This is a genomic window from Pseudomonas syringae CC1557 (genome assembly GCF_000452705.1).
GTDB classification, from domain to species: Bacteria; Pseudomonadota; Gammaproteobacteria; order Pseudomonadales; family Pseudomonadaceae; genus Aquipseudomonas; species Aquipseudomonas syringae_F.
The window spans coordinates 3,653,924-3,670,726 of record NZ_CP007014.1 but is presented as its reverse complement, the minus strand read 5'-3'; the positions used below and the strand labels follow the sequence as shown (position 1 = coordinate 3,670,726).

General features: G+C 58.2%; 17 protein-coding genes. 13 read left to right on the top strand and 4 right to left on the bottom strand.

All coding sequences use genetic code 11. The features are described from left to right. Positions 1-20: 20 nt before the first annotated feature. The gene (locus N018_RS16150; RefSeq protein WP_024644061.1) at positions 21-467 is read right to left on the bottom strand and encodes a universal stress protein; all 447 of its coding nucleotides are present in this window, start codon (positions 465-467) and stop codon (positions 21-23) included. Positions 468-610: 143 nt separating this feature from the next. On the opposite strand from N018_RS16150, the gene N018_RS16145 reads away from it, so the two are divergent. The 7 genes from N018_RS16145 (at position 611) to N018_RS16110 (ending at position 9,044) form a co-directional block, all read left to right on the top strand. After that, entirely contained in the window at positions 611-1,048 is a 438-nt protein-coding gene (locus N018_RS16145; RefSeq protein ID WP_024644062.1) for a hypothetical protein, read from the top strand. Between the two features lie 641 nt (positions 1,049-1,689). Continuing rightward, the gene (gene fadB / locus N018_RS16135; RefSeq protein WP_025390204.1) at positions 1,690-3,855 is read left to right on the top strand and encodes a fatty acid oxidation complex subunit alpha FadB; all 2,166 of its coding nucleotides are present in this window, start codon (positions 1,690-1,692) and stop codon (positions 3,853-3,855) included. A 4-nt stretch (positions 3,856-3,859) separates the two neighbouring features. Beyond that, positions 3,860-5,035, top strand: coding sequence for an acetyl-CoA C-acyltransferase FadA (fadA, locus tag N018_RS16130; protein ID WP_024644065.1), 1,176 nt, complete (start codon positions 3,860-3,862; stop codon positions 5,033-5,035). 105 nt (positions 5,036-5,140) lie between these two features. Then, complete coding sequence (locus N018_RS16125; protein WP_024644066.1) at positions 5,141-5,377, top strand: DUF1653 domain-containing protein; 237 nt, start codon at positions 5,141-5,143, stop codon at positions 5,375-5,377. A gap of 113 nt (positions 5,378-5,490) precedes the next feature. Next, positions 5,491-8,103: a type I DNA topoisomerase gene (topA, locus tag N018_RS16120; protein ID WP_025390203.1), complete on the top strand. Its 2,613-nt coding sequence runs from the start codon at positions 5,491-5,493 to the stop codon at positions 8,101-8,103. Positions 8,104-8,224: 121 nt separating this feature from the next. After that, positions 8,225-8,746, top strand: a complete 522-nt coding sequence (locus N018_RS16115) for a DUF6586 family protein (RefSeq protein ID WP_024644068.1) — start codon at positions 8,225-8,227, stop codon at positions 8,744-8,746. 64 nt (positions 8,747-8,810) lie between these two features. Then, complete coding sequence (locus N018_RS16110; RefSeq protein WP_003315798.1) at positions 8,811-9,044, top strand: hypothetical protein; 234 nt, start codon at positions 8,811-8,813, stop codon at positions 9,042-9,044. 22 nt (positions 9,045-9,066) lie between these two features. Here N018_RS16110 and sulA read toward each other — a convergent pair whose 3' ends face one another. Beyond that, positions 9,067-9,537, bottom strand: coding sequence for an SOS-induced cell division inhibitor SulA (sulA, locus tag N018_RS16105; protein ID WP_024644069.1), 471 nt, complete (start codon positions 9,535-9,537; stop codon positions 9,067-9,069). A 10-nt stretch (positions 9,538-9,547) separates the two neighbouring features. Continuing rightward, a complete protein-coding gene (gene lexA / locus N018_RS16100) occupies positions 9,548-10,156 on the bottom strand; it encodes a transcriptional repressor LexA (protein WP_024644070.1) in 609 nt (202 codons plus the stop codon). 258 nt (positions 10,157-10,414) lie between these two features. Between lexA and psrA the strand changes: the two genes are divergently transcribed. The 3 genes from psrA to N018_RS16085 all read left to right on the top strand — a co-directional run bounded on the left by psrA (position 10,415) and on the right by N018_RS16085 (position 12,987). Further along, positions 10,415-11,131, top strand: a complete 717-nt coding sequence (gene psrA, locus N018_RS16095) for a transcriptional regulator PsrA (protein ID WP_024644071.1) — start codon at positions 10,415-10,417, stop codon at positions 11,129-11,131. Between the two features lie 95 nt (positions 11,132-11,226). Then, entirely contained in the window at positions 11,227-12,237 is a 1,011-nt protein-coding gene (gene nagZ / locus N018_RS16090) for a beta-N-acetylhexosaminidase (protein ID WP_024644072.1), read from the top strand. Between the two features lie 9 nt (positions 12,238-12,246). Next, positions 12,247-12,987, top strand: a complete 741-nt coding sequence (locus N018_RS16085; protein ID WP_025390202.1) for an S-methyl-5'-thioinosine phosphorylase — start codon at positions 12,247-12,249, stop codon at positions 12,985-12,987. Between the two features lies 1 nt (position 12,988). Here N018_RS16085 and N018_RS16080 read toward each other — a convergent pair whose 3' ends face one another. Then, on the bottom strand, positions 12,989-13,528 hold the full coding sequence (locus tag N018_RS16080; RefSeq protein WP_025390201.1) for a cytochrome b: 540 nt from the start codon (positions 13,526-13,528) through the stop codon (positions 12,989-12,991). A gap of 204 nt (positions 13,529-13,732) precedes the next feature. On the opposite strand from N018_RS16080, the gene N018_RS16075 reads away from it, so the two are divergent. From N018_RS16075 to N018_RS16065, 3 genes are read left to right on the top strand one after another with little or no spacing between them, the layout of a single operon-like run. Then, positions 13,733-14,518, top strand: a complete 786-nt coding sequence (locus N018_RS16075; protein ID WP_024644075.1) for an endonuclease/exonuclease/phosphatase family protein — start codon at positions 13,733-13,735, stop codon at positions 14,516-14,518. Then, a complete protein-coding gene (gene clsB / locus N018_RS16070; protein WP_025390200.1) occupies positions 14,515-15,762 on the top strand; it encodes a cardiolipin synthase ClsB in 1,248 nt (415 codons plus the stop codon). Before N018_RS16075 ends, clsB begins: the two co-directional genes overlap by 4 nt. After that, complete coding sequence (locus N018_RS16065) at positions 15,759-16,757, top strand: lysylphosphatidylglycerol synthase domain-containing protein (RefSeq protein ID WP_024644077.1); 999 nt, start codon at positions 15,759-15,761, stop codon at positions 16,755-16,757. The genes clsB and N018_RS16065 overlap by 4 nt, the downstream gene beginning before the upstream one ends. Positions 16,758-16,803 lie beyond the last annotated feature (46 nt).

Here is a 16,803-nt window from a genome sequence, read left to right as displayed (position 1 = left end):
TTTGCTATTGCCGCATCAGGTCATTCAGGCTTCTTGAGGCGTACCGCCAGCACATCGCACGGCGCACCATGCACGACATCGTTGGCAGTGGAGCCAAGCAGCAATGCCAGGCCGTGACGACCATGGCTGCCGACCACGATTACGTCGCAGCCCTGGTTCTTGGCCAGTTGATGGATTTCCTGACGTGGCTGACCGTAGACCAGATGGCTTTCGCCTTCGTCAACTTCCAGGTCCTTGTATTTGGCCTGCACTTGCTTGAGTTTTTCCTTGGCCTGATCGAACTGCTGCTGTTGCAGTTGCGAAAGGTCCATCGGTACGTCGCCACCGAAGGCCATGGCCATGGGCTCGACGATGTGCACGATCGACAACTTCGCGCCGCTGGTTTTTGCCAGCATGCTGGCGCGGCGGATGACCGGGTCACACTCATCGGTGAGGTCAATGGCAACCAGAACGTGTTTATACGGCATGAAGGTGTCCTCCGGGAGAATTGCGATGCTGGGAGTATGGCGCTTTCGTGCGCATCTGGGCAGACCCCAGAGCGGCTTCTTGTGCAAGTCACTGTTTTCAAAAATGTTATGAAAGGTCTGACGAGAGACCGGGGGCAAGAAATATGACGGTCTGGATAATCCTGTCAATCATTTGTGTCATGTTGAGTCCACTGGTCTGGTTGCGTCCTTCGCGTCATCAGAACGGCAGGATGGCGCTGCGCATGGAAGCGCGGCGCATGGGCATGGGCATGCAATTGACGCCGCAGGAGTGGCCGCACTGGCTCGCCAAGGAGCCGCCCAGCCCTTGCGCGCAGTACCATCGCCCGCGTCTGGGGTCGCATGCCGATGCCTGGGCGTATTGGCAGATCGAGCCAGGCGTTTGGCTCAATCGCTGGCGCGAAGTCTGCGAAGACGAGAAGCTGCTGAGCCATTTCCGCACACTACCGGCTGATGTCTTCAAGGTCGAAGCCGACCCGCAGATGATCGCGGTGTACTGGGCGGAGAGGGGGGAGCCTGAAGTCCTGCAGTGCATCGATGCCGTGCTCAAGGCGCTGGCCTGAGCCTGAATCGCAGGCAATAAAAAGCCCGATAACAACATCGGGCCGGGGTTGGCCAGGCAGGCCGATAATTCGTCGCGTGCCGACAGGCTAATTGCTGCCATGTCGGCCATCGCTGTTGCGCACCCGCAAATCAGCTGCATTGCGAGCCTCTTGTGGCGCAGTCTTGTGACTCTAGACCCTTTGCTTCTTTTTGTCGCGGTTCCTGCAAATATTTTTTGCCGGTGCTTCTTTGTGGTGCGTTTTCAGTTTCATTTGCTGATTCATGCCGTGCTCATCAGCGCTGGCGCATAACGCTGCGCACTGTGCCAGAGAATTCACTATCACTCCGGCGAATGATAGCGAATCGGAGTCAGTCGGGAGCATCATTACGAAGCGCCCACACCTTGCGTCAGACACGTAATTTTCTGAGTGTTCTGTCGAATTGACAATCGTCCGGTTTTGCCCGATGGTGTGCGTACCCAAATCAAACGGGCGTATGAAATGAGCGTTTGGTCGCCAGACGGCTCTTACAGAATCCTGGCTACCACGTCGCAACGGGTATACGTGTGATTTGGCGTGTTCATCGACGGCGACGTCGTAGCCTCGTCGAACGTTAACGTTCGGCGAGTATTGTTCAGCTTCCATATCGTGGAGATCAGTTGATGATTTACGAAGGTAAAGCCATCACGGTTAAGGCTCTTGAAAGTGGCATCGTCGAATTGAATTTCGACCTCAAGGGTGAGTCCGTCAACAAGTTCAACCGTCTCACCCTCAATGAACTGCGCCAGGCGGTGGATGCCATCAAGGCAGACACGTCCGTCAAGGGCGTGATTGTCAGCAGTGGCAAGGATTCATTCATTGTCGGTGCCGACATCACCGAGTTCGTCGACAACTTCAAGTTGCCGGAAGCCGAACTGGTGGCAGGCAATCTTGAAGCCAACAGAATTTTCAGCGACTTCGAAGACCTTGGTGTACCTACCGTCGTAGCCATCAACGGCATCGCGCTGGGTGGCGGGCTGGAAATGTGCCTGGCCGCTGACTACCGCGTCATGTCCAGCAGCGCGCGCATCGGCCTGCCTGAAGTCAAGCTGGGCCTGTACCCGGGCTTCGGCGGCACCGTGCGTCTGCCACGCATCATCGGCGCTGACAACGCTATTGAATGGATCGCATCTGGCAAGGAAAACGCAGCAGAAGACGCTTTGAAAGTCGGTGCTGTCGATGCGGTGGTTGCGCCTGAAAAACTCCAGGCGGCGGCACTTGATCTGATCCAGCGCGCCATTTCCGGTGAGTTCGATTACAAAGCCAAACGCCAGCCAAAACTGGACAAGCTCAAGCTGAATGCCATCGAGCAGATGATGGCATTCGAAACCGCCAAGGGTTTTGTCGCAGGTCAGGCCGGGCCCAATTATCCGGCCCCCGTCGAAGCCATCAAGACCATCCAGAAAGCCGCCAACTTCGGTCGTGACAAGGCGCTGGAAATCGAAGCCGCCGGTTTCGTGAAAATGGCCAAGACCTCCGCTGCACAGAGCCTGATCGGCCTGTTCCTGAACGATCAGGAGCTGAAAAAGAAAGCCAAGGCCTACGATGAAGTCGCTCGCGACGTGAAACAGGCTGCCGTTCTGGGCGCCGGCATTATGGGCGGCGGCATTGCCTATCAGTCGGCGGTCAAAGGCACGCCGATCCTGATGAAGGACATCCGCGAAGAAGCCATCCAGCTGGGGCTGAACGAAGCCTCCAAGTTACTGGGCGGCCGTCTGGAAAAAGGCCGTCTGACCGCTGCGAAGATGGCCGAAGCGCTAAACGCGATTCGTCCTACGCTGTCCTACGGCGATTTCGGCACTGTCGATCTGGTAGTCGAAGCGGTTGTAGAAAATCCGAAGGTCAAGCAGGCCGTGCTGGCCGAGGTCGAAGCCAATGTAGGTGAAAACACCATCCTGGCTTCCAACACCTCTACTATCTCGATCAGCCTGTTGGCAAAGGCCCTCAAGCGTCCGGAAAACTTCGTCGGCATGCACTTCTTCAATCCGGTACACATGATGCCGCTGGTTGAAGTCATCCGCGGCGAGAAGTCCAGCGAAGAAGCAGTGGCAACCACCGTTGCCTACGCCAAAAAAATGGGCAAGAACCCGATCGTGGTCAACGACTGCCCAGGCTTCCTGGTCAATCGCGTGCTGTTCCCGTACTTCGGCGGTTTCGCCCGTCTGGTCAGCGCAGGCGTTGACTTCGTGCGCATCGACAAGGTCATGGAAAAGTTCGGCTGGCCGATGGGGCCTGCCTACCTGATGGACGTCGTCGGTATCGACACCGGCCACCATGGTCGTGACGTGATGGCTGAAGGTTTCCCGGACCGCATGAAAGACGACCGCCGCTCGGCCATCGACGTCTTGTACGAAGCCAAGCGACTGGGTCAGAAGAACGGCAAGGGTTTCTACGCCTACGAGACGGACAAGAAGGGCAAGCCGAAAAAGGTCAACGACCCGGCTGTGCTGGAGATACTCAAGCCGATTGTCTACGAACAGCGCGAAGTGACTGACGAAGACATCGTTAACTGGATGATGATTCCGCTCTGCCTGGAAACGGTTCGCTGCCTGGAAGACGGCATCGTCGAGACGGCTGCCGAAGCCGACATGGGTCTGATCTACGGCATCGGTTTCCCTCCTTTCCGTGGCGGTGCGCTGCGCTATATCGATTCCATCGGTGTGGCCGAATTTGTTGCCCTGGCTGACCGGTACGCCGAGCTGGGTGCCCTGTATCAACCGACCGCGAAGCTGCGCGAAATGGCCGCCAACGGCCAGAGCTTCTTCGGTCAAGCGTCTTCCGAGGTATGAACGTATGAGCCTTAATCCAAGAGACGTCGTGATTGTCGACTTCGGTCGCACCCCGATGGGCCGCTCCAAGGGCGGCATGCACCGTAACACCCGCGCCGAAGACATGTCCGCGCACCTGATCAGCAAGTTGCTCGAGCGCAATGACAAGGTCGACCCGGCGGAAGTCGAAGACGTGATCTGGGGCTGCGTCAACCAGACCCTGGAGCAGGGCTGGAACATCGCGCGCATGGCGTCGCTGCTGACCCAGATCCCGCACACCTCGGCTGCCCAGACGGTCAGTCGCCTGTGTGGTTCGTCGATGAGCGCGCTGCACACGGCGGCGCAGGCCATCATGACCAATAACGGCGATGTGTTCGTGATTGGCGGCGTGGAGCATATGGGCCACGTCAGCATGATGCATGGCGTAGATCCGAACCCACACATGTCCCTGTACGCCGCCAAGGCTTCCGGGATGATGGGCCTGACTGCCGAAATGCTGGGCAAGATGCACGGCATCACCCGCGAGCAGCAGGATGCCTTCGGTCTGCGGTCCCACCAGCTTGCCCACAAGGCGACGCTCGAAGGCAAGTTCAAGGACGAGATCATCCCGATGCAGGGTTACGACGAAAATGGCTTCCTCAAGGTCTTCGACTACGACGAAACCATCCGTCCGGATACCACGCTTGAAAGTCTTGCGGCGCTTAAGCCGGCGTTCAACCCAAAAGGCGGGACCGTGACGGCGGGTACTTCCTCGCAGATTACCGACGGCGCATCGTGCATGATTGTCATGTCTGCGCAGCGTGCCCAAGACCTCGGTATCCAGCCGATGGCGGTGATTCGTTCGATGGCAGTGGCGGGCGTCGACCCCGCGATCATGGGCTATGGCCCGGTTCCGGCAACGCAGAAGGCACTCAAGCGTGCTGGTCTGAGCATCGCCGACATCGACTTCTTCGAGCTCAACGAGGCTTTCGCTGCACAGGCCTTGCCGGTGCTTAAAGATCTGAAAGTACTCGACAAGATGAATGAGAAGGTTAACCTGCACGGCGGCGCCATCGCTCTGGGCCATCCATTTGGATGTTCCGGTGCGCGCATCTCCGGCACCTTGCTCAATGTCATGAAGCAGAATGGCGGCACCTTCGGCGTGTCCACCATGTGTATTGGTCTGGGTCAGGGCATCGCGACCGTTTTCGAACGCGTCTGATTCCCGAGCGTGATGCAAGCCGGGGCTTTGTGCCCCGGCTTTTGTTTTTTGGAAAAAACAGTTTTTTAACCAAATGTTTTGAACGTGTTACAAGAGGACGGCAGCATGCGATTGCAACCAGGGCTTTATCGCCACTATAAAGGCCCGCAGTATCGGGTTTTCAGTGTTGCCAGGCATTCCGAGACCGGAGAAGAAGTTGTGTTCTATCAGGCTTTGTACGGTGATTTCGGCATGTGGGTGCGCCCCTTGAACATGTTTCTCGAGTCGGTCGAGGTTGACGGGGAGCACGTCCCGCGCTTTGCTTTGGTTGAGGCCGAACCGAGCCTGTTTTCCCGAACGTGAGACGGAATGGCACAACAGGCTGTGCTTGACCTCACCTTGTAGCCACTATATATAGCGTGGCCTTTACAAGCTCCTCACTGTCTTTCATCTAGTATTCAGGAATTTTCTGATCCATGGGCAAATCGCTGGTCATCGTGGAATCCCCGGCTAAGGCCAAGACCATCAACAAGTATTTGGGAAACCAGTACGTGGTGAAGTCGAGTATCGGCCATATCCGAGACCTGCCCACCAGCGGTTCGGCTAGTGCTGCCAAAGATCCTGCCGCCAAGCGTGGCAAGGCCGCTGCGGGCGAGGGCCCGGTACTGACGCCGAAAGAAAAGGCTCAGCGCCAGTTGGTCTCGCGTATGGGAGTCGATCCGGAACACGGCTGGAAAGCCAAATACGAGATCCTTCCAGGCAAGGAAAAGGTCATCGAAGAGCTGCGCAAGCTCGCCAAGGATGCTGACATCATCTATCTCGCGACGGACTTGGACCGCGAAGGGGAAGCCATTGCCTGGCACCTGCGCGAAGCCATCGGTGGGGATGACAGCCGCTACAAGCGCGTGGTGTTCAACGAAATCACCAAGAAAGCCATTCAGGAAGCATTTTCCCGACCGGGCGAGCTGGACATCGCAAGGGTCAACGCTCAGCAGGCGCGTCGCTTCCTCGACCGCGTTGTGGGCTACATGGTGTCGCCACTGCTCTGGCAGAAGGTTGCCCGTGGTCTGTCCGCCGGACGTGTGCAATCGGTCGCCGTGAAGCTGGTGGTTGAACGCGAGCGTGAGATTCGCGCCTTCAACCCCGAAGAGTACTGGGAAATCCACGCTGACCTGGGAACGGCCAAGGGCGCCAACGTGCGCTTCGAAGTCGCCAGAGAGAAGGGCGAAGCGTTCAAGCCATTGAACGAAGCCCAGGCCATGGCGGCCCTGGAAAAGCTCAAGACTTCCAGCTATAGCATCGTCAAGCGTGAAGACAAGCCGACCAGCAGCAAACCATCGGCTCCGTTCATCACGTCGACCTTGCAGCAGGCTGCCAGCAACCGCCTTGGCTTCGGCGTGAAAAAGACCATGATGATGGCTCAGCGCTTGTACGAAGCGGGCTACATCACCTACATGCGTACCGACTCGACCAATCTGTCGAGCGACGCAGTCAGCATGGCGCGCGACTACATCGAAAGCGAATTCGGCAAGAAGTACCTGCCGGAAGCGCCGAACGTCTACAGCAGCAAGGAAGGCGCGCAAGAGGCGCACGAAGCGATCCGACCTTCCGACGTCAACACTCACCCGTCCAAGCTGACCGGTATGGAGCGTGACGCCGAGCGCCTTTACGAACTCATCTGGCGTCAGTTCGTGGCCTGTCAGATGCTGCCGGCACAATACCTGTCGACCACCGTCACCGTTGCAGCCAGCGACTTCGAATTGCGTGCCAAAGGTCGCATCCTGAAGTTCGACGGTTACACCCGTGCGCTGCCGCAGATGGCCAAGCCTGGCGATGACGACGTGCTGCCGGACATGGCGCAGGGCGAGGTACTGAAGCTGAATACGCTCGATCCGAGCCAGCACTTCACCAAGCCGCCTGCGCGTTACTCGGAAGCGAGCCTGGTCAAGGAAATGGAAAAACGCGGTATCGGTCGCCCGTCGACCTATGCAGCGATCATTTCGACCATTCAGGACCGTGGCTACGTGGCGCTGCATAACCGCCGCTTCTACTCGGAGAAGATGGGCGACATCGTTACCGGTCGCCTGTCCGAGAGCTTCTCCAACCTGATGGACTACGGCTTTACCGCCGGAATGGAAGAAAACCTCGACGACGTGGCCAAAGGTCAGCGCGACTGGAAAAACGTACTCGACGAGTTCTACGGCGATTTCCGCAAGAAGCTGGAAGTGGCCGAAGCGCCGGACAGCGGCATGCGTGCCAATCAGCCAGTGATGACCGACATCCCGTGCAAGGTGTGCGGTCGTCCGATGCAGATCCGTACCGCCTCGACAGGTGTGTTCCTCGGTTGCTCCGGCTACAGCCTGCCGCCTAAAGAGCGTTGCAAGGCGACGGTTAACCTGACGCCTGGCGACGAGATTGCCGACGACGATGAGGGTGAATCCGAGTCGCGAGTACTGCGCGGCAAGCATCGCTGCCCGATCTGCAGCACGGCGATGGATGCTTACCTGCTCGACGAGAAGCACAAGCTGCATATCTGCGGTAACAACCCTGATTGCACTGGCTACGAGATCGAAGAAGGGACTTATCGCATCAAGGGCTATGAAGGCCCGAGCCTTGAGTGTGACAAGTGCGGCAGCGAGATGCAGCTCAAGACCGGCCGTTTCGGCAAGTTCTTCGGCTGCACCAACGCGGAGTGCAAGAACACTCGCAAGCTGCTCAAAAGCGGTGATGCGGCACCACCGAAGATGGACCCGGTGAAGATGCCAGAGCTCAAATGCGACAAGGTCGACGACACCTACATCCTGCGTGACGGCGCTTCGGGCCTGTTCCTGGCTGCCAGCCAGTTCCCGAAAAACCGCGAAACCCGTGCGCCGCTGGTCATGGAGATCGCCCCGCACAAGGATGAAATCGATCCCAAGTATCATTTCCTCTGCGAAGCACCGAAGAAAGACCCTGATGGTCGCCCGACCGTCATCCGCTACAGTCGCAAGACCAAAGAGCAATACGTCCAGACTGAAGTGGAAGGTAAACCTACCGGCTGGCGTGCGTTCTACGACGGCAGCGCCTGGAAGGTCGAAGACAAGCGTTGATGTCAGGTTTCCGGCGCTACGGTGCCGGAAGCCGGTTTCAGTGCGGCTGGTCAGTGCCGTGCCTGGATCACGATGGCACCGGCTATGCTGGTCTTATCCCATCGTTATGGAGCGTATCGCCATGGCTCGTGAACTCTATACCCGTACCAACCAGAAGATCTATTTCGCAGGGCTCGCGCTTGAAGCGCTGGGCAGGGCAGAGCAGGGGCAGGTGGTTAACTCTCCGGCGCTGCTACAGGCCGAGCGTGAATCGGCGCTGTTTCACCTGTACGGTGCGTTGCTGGGTCTGTGCCATGAAATCGCCGGGTTCTATCGTCTGCCTCAGGCGAACGCACGTCGCGCTGAAGACGTATTGACACAAGACGTGCTGAACAGCCTGGCGATTCCTGAACTGGCGGAGCTGGTCGAGCTTGCCCAGCATCGTCATACCTGGTTGGCGCAATTGATTGCAGCCTACAACGCGCTGTTCGAGCCGCCGCGAGCACCCAGAAAGCCAAAAGGTGATGTTACCCAGCCAATGATTCTGGCGGTGAACCTGGACGACGAGCCGGAGTCTGAACTGGGACGTGAAGAGCTGGAAAGTTGGCGCCAACAGTTGAAAGGGTTGGCGATTCGCTTTCGCGAAGGCTTGAGCGAGTGCTGAAAACCCATGAAGTACAGGCTGGCAGGCTGTTACACTGCCCGCCTATTGCGGAGTAACAGTAACAATGCCTACCTCTTTTCTTGAAATTGTCGAATTGCCGGACGGCCGTATCGAACTGCGTCGCGCTGACGACGAAGGTTCGCTGGTCACGCTGGATTTTTCGGCTGACGCCAAGGCGTTCATGCAAGGTCAGCATGTTGAAGTTGCCAAGGCCATGCTGAGCGTGGGCGTGCAAATGGCTGGACGCCTGGCTGAAGGTGAAATCGAGAAAGATGACGTTCCACACGTCTTGCACTGAACACACTGCGATGACCGGGCCCTCAGCCCAGTCGGATGTTCAGGCTTTGAGCTTCCCCGATTTTAGCTGCATTGATCAATTGCTGACGCGCTGCCGTGCCAAGCGGGTTGATCCAGCTCACCACCGTATGACTCCTGCCAAGTCTGAGCGCTTCGCGAGTCAGCTCCAGCACGCTTTGTGTGCCACGCGGCTGAAGCAGCAGGATTCGCTCCCGGTTCAGCCCTGCATCACGCAGCCAGGTCTGTGTGAGGCTTGAGGGCGGCGCGATCAGGGTCAGCCAGCGAGCGTCTGTCTCTTCACTCAAATCTCTGAGGATGGGCGCCAGAAGATTGAGGCAGTTCCCGGCTGCACCGCGCAAAGACAGCTCACTGAAAACTTCTGGCTCGTTGCTCCAGGGTGTTTCGACTGCGTCTGCAAGCATCGGGGCGATGGGCTGAGCCATAAACGCCTCGAATAATGGCAATTGCGAATGCGGTGCTTGATGGAACTGCATAACGTCTCCTTTAGCGGCGAATGACGCCGACGCTCAAACCTTCGATCACCAGTTCCTGATCCTTGAGATCCACCTCGATGGGTGCGAAATCAGGGTTTTCAGCCAGCAGCCAGACCTTGCTGCCTTCCCGTTTGAAGCGCTTGACGGTCACTTCGTCACCAATGCGGGCCACTACAATCTGGCCGTTGCGTGCCTCACGGGTGGTGTGCACGGCCAGCAGGTCGCCATCCAGAATACCGACGTCCTTCATGCTCATGCCGTGAACGCGCAGCAGGTAGTTGGCGCTTGGGTGAAAGAAGGCCGGGTTGATGTTGCAGGACTCTTCTATGTGCTGCTGAGCCAGAATCGGCGCACCGGCAGCGACACGGCCGATGACCGGCAGGCTGCTTTCGTCGGCACGGGCTTCGAAGCCAGGGATGCGGATACCGCGTGAGGCCCCTGGGGTCATTTCGATGGCGCCCTTGCGAGCCAGTGCCTTGAGGTGTTCTTCCGCTGCGTTGGGTGATTTGAACCCCAGTTCCTGAGCAATTTCCGCGCGTGTCGGCGGGAAGCCGTTGTCTTCGAGGCAGCGTTTGATGAAACCCAGGATTTCAGCCTGGCGTGGCGTCAGTTTGATCATGAGGGGGCGCTCTGGCTTTTTATACAGTGACTGGGATTATATACAGTGAAAGCCCATTGGCAATCATCCATTTCAGTTTCACCGCCGAGTGGTTGCAGATGCGTGCGCCAAAGTGCGTATAAGGAAGCTGCTTTCAGTTGCATTCCATCATTCAACACCTGTGTTTGTGACTGTTCAGCCATAAAATGAACGGGCCTGCTTGACAAGCGGGCTGCCTGATACGTATGTTTCAAACGTTCGTTTGTTAGGCAGAGAGCCATGGCCCAGTCGGAAACCGTTGAACGCATTCTTGATGCTGCAGAACAGCTGTTCGCAGAGAAAGGTTTCGCTGAAACTTCCTTGCGTCTCATCACCAGCAAGGCTTCGGTCAATCTGGCTGCGGTGAATTATCACTTCGGCTCGAAAAAGGCGCTCATCCAGGCGGTTTTCTCACGCTTTCTCGGTCCGTTCTGCATCAGCCTCGACCGCGAGCTGGAGCGTCGTCAGGCCAGGCCCGAGCACAAGCCGAGTCTCGAAGAGCTGCTGGAAATCCTTGTCGAGCAGGCGCTGGTTGTGCAGCCGCGCAGCAACAATGATCTGTCGATTTTTATGCGTTTGCTGGGACTGGCATTCAGCCAGAGCCAGGGGCACTTGCGTCGCTATCTGGAAGACATGTACGGCAAGGTGTTTCGTCGCTACATGACGCTGGTCAACGAAGCCGCCCCTCGTATCCCGCCCATCGAGCTGTTCTGGCGTGTGCATTTCATGCTCGGCGCGGCAGCGTTCAGCATGTCTGGCATCAAGGCCTTGCGAGCGATTGCCGAGACCGACTTTGGCGTCAACACCTCGATCGAACAGGTTATGCGCCTGATGGTCCCGTTTCTGGCTGCCGGCATGCGTGCCGACACCGGCGTCACCGATCCTGGCATGATCGCCGCCCAGCTCAGGCCGCGGACCAAAAGCAGCTCCGGCACACCTGCGGTCGCCAAGGCCTGAGGGCCTGGCGGCGTACCCCCTCGCATTGCGTCGCGCTTCAGGATCAAGCACCATGCCCGGATTGGACATAGGCACTGGTGTGTAAGGGTTTTTCTATGAGTTCTGGCCTTCAAGGCTCCCTGATGGTCGACGTCGCCGGTACATGGTTGACCAGCGAAGACCGTCAGTTTCTGCGCCAGCCCGAAGTGGGCGGCTTGATTATCTTCGCCCGTAATATCGAGCATCCGCGTCAGGTGCGTGAGCTGAGCGCGTCGATTCGTGCCATTCGGCCGGACCTGCTACTGGCCGTGGACCAGGAGGGCGGTCGGGTGCAGCGCCTGCGACAGGGTTTCGTGCGTCTGCCGCCAATGCGCGCAATTGCCGACAAGCCTGATGCAGAGTCGCTGGCCGAACAGTGCGGCTGGGTGATGGCAGCTGAAGTACTGGCAGTCGGGCTGGACCTGAGTTTTGCTCCGGTGCTGGATCTGGACTACCAGCGCAGCGCGGTCGTCGGGACGCGCTCGTTCGAGGGTGATCCCGAGCGGGCTGCCTTGTTGGCAGGTGCCTTTATTCGTGGCATGAACGCGGCGGGCATGGCCGCCACCGGCAAGCATTTCCCAGGGCATGGTTGGGCTGAGGCCGACTCTCATGTGGCCATCCCCAATGATGAGCGCAGTCTGGAACAGTTACGCGCCAATGACCTGGTGCCGTTTGCACGCCTGAGCCAGCAACTGGCGGCAGTGATGCCCGCCCATGTCATCTACCCGAAAGTCGATTCACAGCCTGCGGGTTTTTCAAGGCGCTGGCTGCAGGACATCCTGCGCGATGAACTGAAATTCGACGGTGTTATCTTCAGTGATGATCTTTCTATGGCCGGTGCCCATGTGGTGGGTGATGCCGCCAGCCGGATCGAAGCTGCGCTGACTGCTGGCTGTGACATGGGGCTGGTGTGCAACGACCGCGCAGCCGCAGAGCTGGCGCTCAGTGCGGCGCAACGCATGAAGGTCAAACCTTCGCCCCGTATCGCCCGCATGCAGGGTCAGGCAACTTTCGGCACTGAATATCGGCAACATCCACGCTGGCTGGCCGCGCTACAGGCGTTGCGCGCCGCCCAACTGATCGATTAAGGACTTGCGATGACTGTTTACGCGATTATTGGCGGTACTGGCCTGACCCAACTGGAAGGTCTGAACATTCGGCAGTCGCTGCCGATGAACACACCGTATGGAACGCCTTCCGGGGAAATCCAGATCGGCGACTATGCCGGTCGCGAAGTGATGTTTCTGGCACGTCATGGTCATCCGCATCGCTTGCCGCCGCATCAAGTCAACTACCGGGCCAATATCTGGGCCTTGAAGCAGGCCGGTGCCGAAGCCATTCTGGCGGTGAACGCGGTGGGCGGGATTCATCCTGCGATGGGCACTGGGCATTTTTGCGTACCGCATGATCTGGTCGATTACACCAGTGGTCGTCAGCACACCTTCTTCGCCGATGATCTTGAGCAGGTCACGCACATCGATTTCAGCTACCCCTACAGCGAAGCGCTGCGGTCGCGATTGATCGCCGCGCTGGCAGCAGGAGGGTGCGAATTTTCTGACCGGGGCGTCTATGCCTGCACTCAGGGGCCACGTCTGGAAACGGTTGCGGAAATCATCCGCCTTGAGCGTGACGGCTGCGACATCGTCGGCATGACTGGCATGCCCGAGGCGGCTTTGGCTCGCGAGCTGGAGCTGGACTATGCGTGTCTGGCACTGGTGGTCAATCCTGCGGCGGGCAAGTCGACAGCGGTCATTACCATGGCGGAAATCGAGCAGGCGCTACGCGACGGTATGGGCAAGGTAAAGGCTACGCTTGCCCGGGTTCTCTCCGCTTCCTGAGCTACAGCATGCGTTTGAGGGTGTTGTCCTTGCGCACGAGATGGTGCCAGAGCGCGGCGATCACATGCAGGCCGATCACGTAGTAGAAAATCTTGCCCAGCAACTTGTGCAGGTCTTCGAAGTACTCGGCTGTATGGTCCGACGTAGGGAGCGGCCAGGGTATTTGCAGGTCGGTGAGTGGAATCGGCAACGCGCCTTTTTCCACCATCACCGTCAGCAGGCCGAGTATGGGCTGTGCGAACAGAAACGCATACAGGGCGTAATGCGACAGGGTGGCTGCTGCGCGCAGCACACCTCCCAGCGGCGGGGTAATGCCGGGCGGGCAGTGACGTCGACGCTCGGCAACGCGAAAGAACGCCATCACCAGAATCAGAATGCCCACCCAGAAATGGCTCTGCACGACCAGCGTGCGGTAGTCGGAGCCCTTGCTGAATTGGCTGCGGCTCAGAATCAGCGTGTACGCCAGTACAATCAGAATCGCCATGATCCAGTGCAGCCAGCGGGCGCGGGAACTGTAGCGTTGAGAAGTCAGTGTATCCACGGTTTTATTCCTTGTGGCTTTTTGCAGGCTCGGTTAGCAGTTTAGGCCCTCGGCCGCAGGGATGGGTTTCATTTAGGCCGAATTTTTTTCAGGGTCGCTACCGCCAGCGCTGAATATGGCTGATTGGCAGCAGGATTGGCACAGAATGGAACCTGTGTGCATGGGTGGCTTCATATAACGTGAATATTCACCCAGGAGCGCGTCTTGACCAGTGCCAACCCGCCTGCCGGCCCGGTAACGCCGGTATCTGCCAACGTTTCATTGAATGTACTGACCATGAATATGCACATGGGCTTTGGCATTTTCAATCGCCGCTTCATTCTTCCAGAGTTGCGGGAAGCCGTGCGCAGTGTATCGGCGGATATCGTGTTTCTTCAGGAGGTGCACGGTGAACACCTGAGCCACGCCCGCAGCGTCAAGGGCTGGCCGACGATTTCGCAGTACGAGTTTCTGGCCGACGCCATGTGGAGCGACTTCGCCTATGGCCGCAATGCGGTGTATCCGGAGGGCGATCACGGTAACGCGCTGCTGTCCAAATACCCGATCATCCAGCACGAGAACCTCGACATTTCCATCGATGGCACCGAGCAGCGCGGCTTGCTGCACTGCATCCTTGATGTACCGCACGCTGGCCGGGTACATGCGGTGTGCGTGCACCTGGGGCTGTTTGAGAGTCATCGGCGTCAGCAATTGAAGTTGCTCGGCGAGCTCATGGAACGGCTTCCCGAGGGTGAACCGGTAATCGTCGCCGGTGACTTCAACGACTGGCGTCAGCGCGCCGATGGCTTGTTACAGGGCACCGGACTGCGCGAGGTTTTTGTGGAGCGCTTCGGGGCACCTGCCAGAAGCTTTCCGGCGCGTTGGCCGTTGCTTCGGCTGGACCGGATCTACGTACGTAACGCGACTTCCCACAGACCGAAAGTGTTGTCGAGTCGACCGTGGTCTCACCTTTCCGATCATGCACCCCTGGCGGTGGAGTTGACCTTATGAACAATACGACAGGGCAGTGGCGCGATGGCAACTCGGTAGAGCTGCTGATCAATGGCGAAGACTTCTTCACTAGCGTGTTCGAGCGCATACGCGCCGCGCGTAAAGAAGTACTGATCGAGACCTTCATTATCTTTGAAGACCGGATCGGCGAAGGCCTGCAACAGGCGGTGATAGAGGCCGCCAATAATGGTGCGAACGTCGTCATCACGGTGGATGATTACGGTACTTCTGACTTGAGTTCGACGTTTGTCAGAACCATGATCGACGCTGGCGTGCATATCCAACTGTTCGATCCACGGCCTCGGCTGATGGGCATGCGCACTAACCTGTTCCGCCGCCTGCACCGCAAGGTGGTGGTGATCGATGGCGAGCTGGGTTTTATCGGCGGCATCAATTACAGCGTCGATCATATGACCGACACTGGCCTGACCGCCAAGCAGGATTACGCGGTACTCGTGCGCGGCCCTATTGTCGGCGACATCCACAAGAGTGCGATGGGCATGCTCAGCGACGCGGTCCGCTCGAAGCTGACGCCGATCCCGCTCAAGCTTGATCGTGCCGGAAACGCCAGCATGCTGCTCGCCGAGCGTGACAATGGTGAGCATACCAATGACATTGAAGAGCAATACCTTGAGGCGATTCGTGGCGCGACCGAGCGGATTACCCTGGCCAATGCCTACTTCTTCCCCAGCTACCGTTTTCTGCGGGAATTGCGCAATGCCTCGCGCCGTGGCGTGAAGGTCACGCTGATCCTGCAAGGCCAGCCAGACATGCCGTTCGTGCGAGTCTGCTCGCGCCTGACCTACACCTACCTGCTACGGGACGGCGTGGTCATTCACGAATACAAACAGCGCGCGCTGCATGGCAAGGTCGCGTTGATTGATCGGGACTGGTCCACGGTGGGCTCCAGCAACCTTGATCCGCTGAGCCTGGCGTTGAACCTGGAAGCCAATCTGTTCATCCGTGATCCAGACCTCAATCAGCATCTTCAAGACCATCTGATGGAGCTTGCGGCTGCGCACAGCACCCAGATGAGTCTGAAAGGGGCGGCACGCGGTCAATGGTGGCGTGCGCCGATGATCGTGTTGAGTTTCTTTTTTCTGCGCCGTTTTCCGGCGATTGCCGGGTTGTTTCCAGTCCATGGCGTGCGTCTCAAACCGCTGCGGGCGGGTGATGTGGTGCCGGAGGCGAAAGTGATCGAGCAGCAGAACAATCATCCGATGGACCAGGAGAAAACCTTATGACCCAAGCCGCGAGCGGCGCGCCCAAAGGTGCGCACGGAGCCAAATGGAAATGGGCGAAGCGGGTCTTCAATGTGTTTTTCTTCATTGCCGTCCCGGTCTTGCTGTTTCTGCTGGTCAAGAACCTCGACTGGCAGGAGGTCAAGAAGGCACTGGCATCCTACAAGGCCAGCACCCTGGCCATTGCCGCTTTTGTCGCATTTGCCAGCTATGCGACCTATTGCGGGTTCGACATCCTGGCGCGCTATTACACGCGCCACACATTATCGATCAAGCAGATCGTGCCGGTGACGTTCGTCTGTTATGCGTTCAACCTCAATCTCAGTTCGTGGGTGGGCGGAATTGCCTTGCGCTATCGGCTGTATTCGCGGCTGGGGCTCGACGTCTCGACCATCACCCGGATTCTCAGCCTGAGCCTGATCACCAACTGGCTGGGCTACATGCTGCTGGCCGGTTTTGTGTTTTCGATGCGCTTTCTGGAGTTGCCCGAGGAATGGTCGATTGGCACCACGACCCTGCAACTGATTGGTTTCGGGCTGCTGGCGGTGTGTTTCGCCTACCTGCTGGCGTGCCGGTTTTCCAAAAAGCGTTCATGGACGATTCGTGATCAGGAATTCAATCTGCCGTCGATGAAACAGGCGTTGATGCAGGCAAGCCTGGGTGCCCTGAACTGGTCACTGATGGCAGCAGTAATTTACACCCTGTTGCCGGACAGCGCGTTTTACCCGGCGATTCTGGGCGTGCTGTTGATCAGCAGCATCGCCGGTGTCATCACCCATATCCCGGCCGGGCTAGGGGTGCTGGAAACAGTGTTCATCACCTTGCTCTCGCATCAGTTTTCAAAAGGCAGCCTGCTGGCTGCGCTGATCGGCTACCGCGCCATCTACTTCCTGCTGCCATTGTTGCTGGCGCTGGTGGTGTACCTGGTGTTGGAAAAGCGCGCGAAGAAAATGGGCGAGAAGAACCAGCAGCGGATGGGTGAAGAAGCGAAGTCCTGAGTGCAGGGTGCAGCTGCTGCTTCGTAAACAATGTGGAACTCCCACA

What these genes read in the sequence shown, in the direction of transcription:
- N018_RS16150 (WP_024644061.1), bottom strand. Translation starts at nt 467, where the DNA reads ATGCCGTATAAACACGTTCTGGTTGCCATTGACCTCACCGATGAGTGT.
- N018_RS16145 (WP_024644062.1), top strand. Translation starts at nt 611, where the DNA reads ATGACGGTCTGGATAATCCTGTCAATCATTTGTGTCATGTTGAGTCCA.
- lexA (WP_024644070.1), bottom strand. Translation starts at nt 10,156, where the DNA reads ATGATCAAACTGACGCCACGCCAGGCTGAAATCCTGGGTTTCATCAAA.
- N018_RS16065 (WP_024644077.1), top strand. Translation starts at nt 15,759, where the DNA reads ATGACCCAAGCCGCGAGCGGCGCGCCCAAAGGTGCGCACGGAGCCAAA.
- N018_RS16115 (WP_024644068.1), top strand. Translation starts at nt 8,225, where the DNA reads ATGGCTCGTGAACTCTATACCCGTACCAACCAGAAGATCTATTTCGCA.
- fadB (WP_025390204.1), top strand. Translation starts at nt 1,690, where the DNA reads ATGATTTACGAAGGTAAAGCCATCACGGTTAAGGCTCTTGAAAGTGGC.
- topA (WP_025390203.1), top strand. Translation starts at nt 5,491, where the DNA reads ATGGGCAAATCGCTGGTCATCGTGGAATCCCCGGCTAAGGCCAAGACC.
- psrA (WP_024644071.1), top strand. Translation starts at nt 10,415, where the DNA reads ATGGCCCAGTCGGAAACCGTTGAACGCATTCTTGATGCTGCAGAACAG.
- nagZ (WP_024644072.1), top strand. Translation starts at nt 11,227, where the DNA reads ATGAGTTCTGGCCTTCAAGGCTCCCTGATGGTCGACGTCGCCGGTACA.
- N018_RS16085 (WP_025390202.1), top strand. Translation starts at nt 12,247, where the DNA reads ATGACTGTTTACGCGATTATTGGCGGTACTGGCCTGACCCAACTGGAA.
- N018_RS16110 (WP_003315798.1), top strand. Translation starts at nt 8,811, where the DNA reads ATGCCTACCTCTTTTCTTGAAATTGTCGAATTGCCGGACGGCCGTATC.
- N018_RS16125 (WP_024644066.1), top strand. Translation starts at nt 5,141, where the DNA reads ATGCGATTGCAACCAGGGCTTTATCGCCACTATAAAGGCCCGCAGTAT.
- fadA (WP_024644065.1), top strand. Translation starts at nt 3,860, where the DNA reads ATGAGCCTTAATCCAAGAGACGTCGTGATTGTCGACTTCGGTCGCACC.
- sulA (WP_024644069.1), bottom strand. Translation starts at nt 9,537, where the DNA reads ATGCAGTTCCATCAAGCACCGCATTCGCAATTGCCATTATTCGAGGCG.
- clsB (WP_025390200.1), top strand. Translation starts at nt 14,515, where the DNA reads ATGAACAATACGACAGGGCAGTGGCGCGATGGCAACTCGGTAGAGCTG.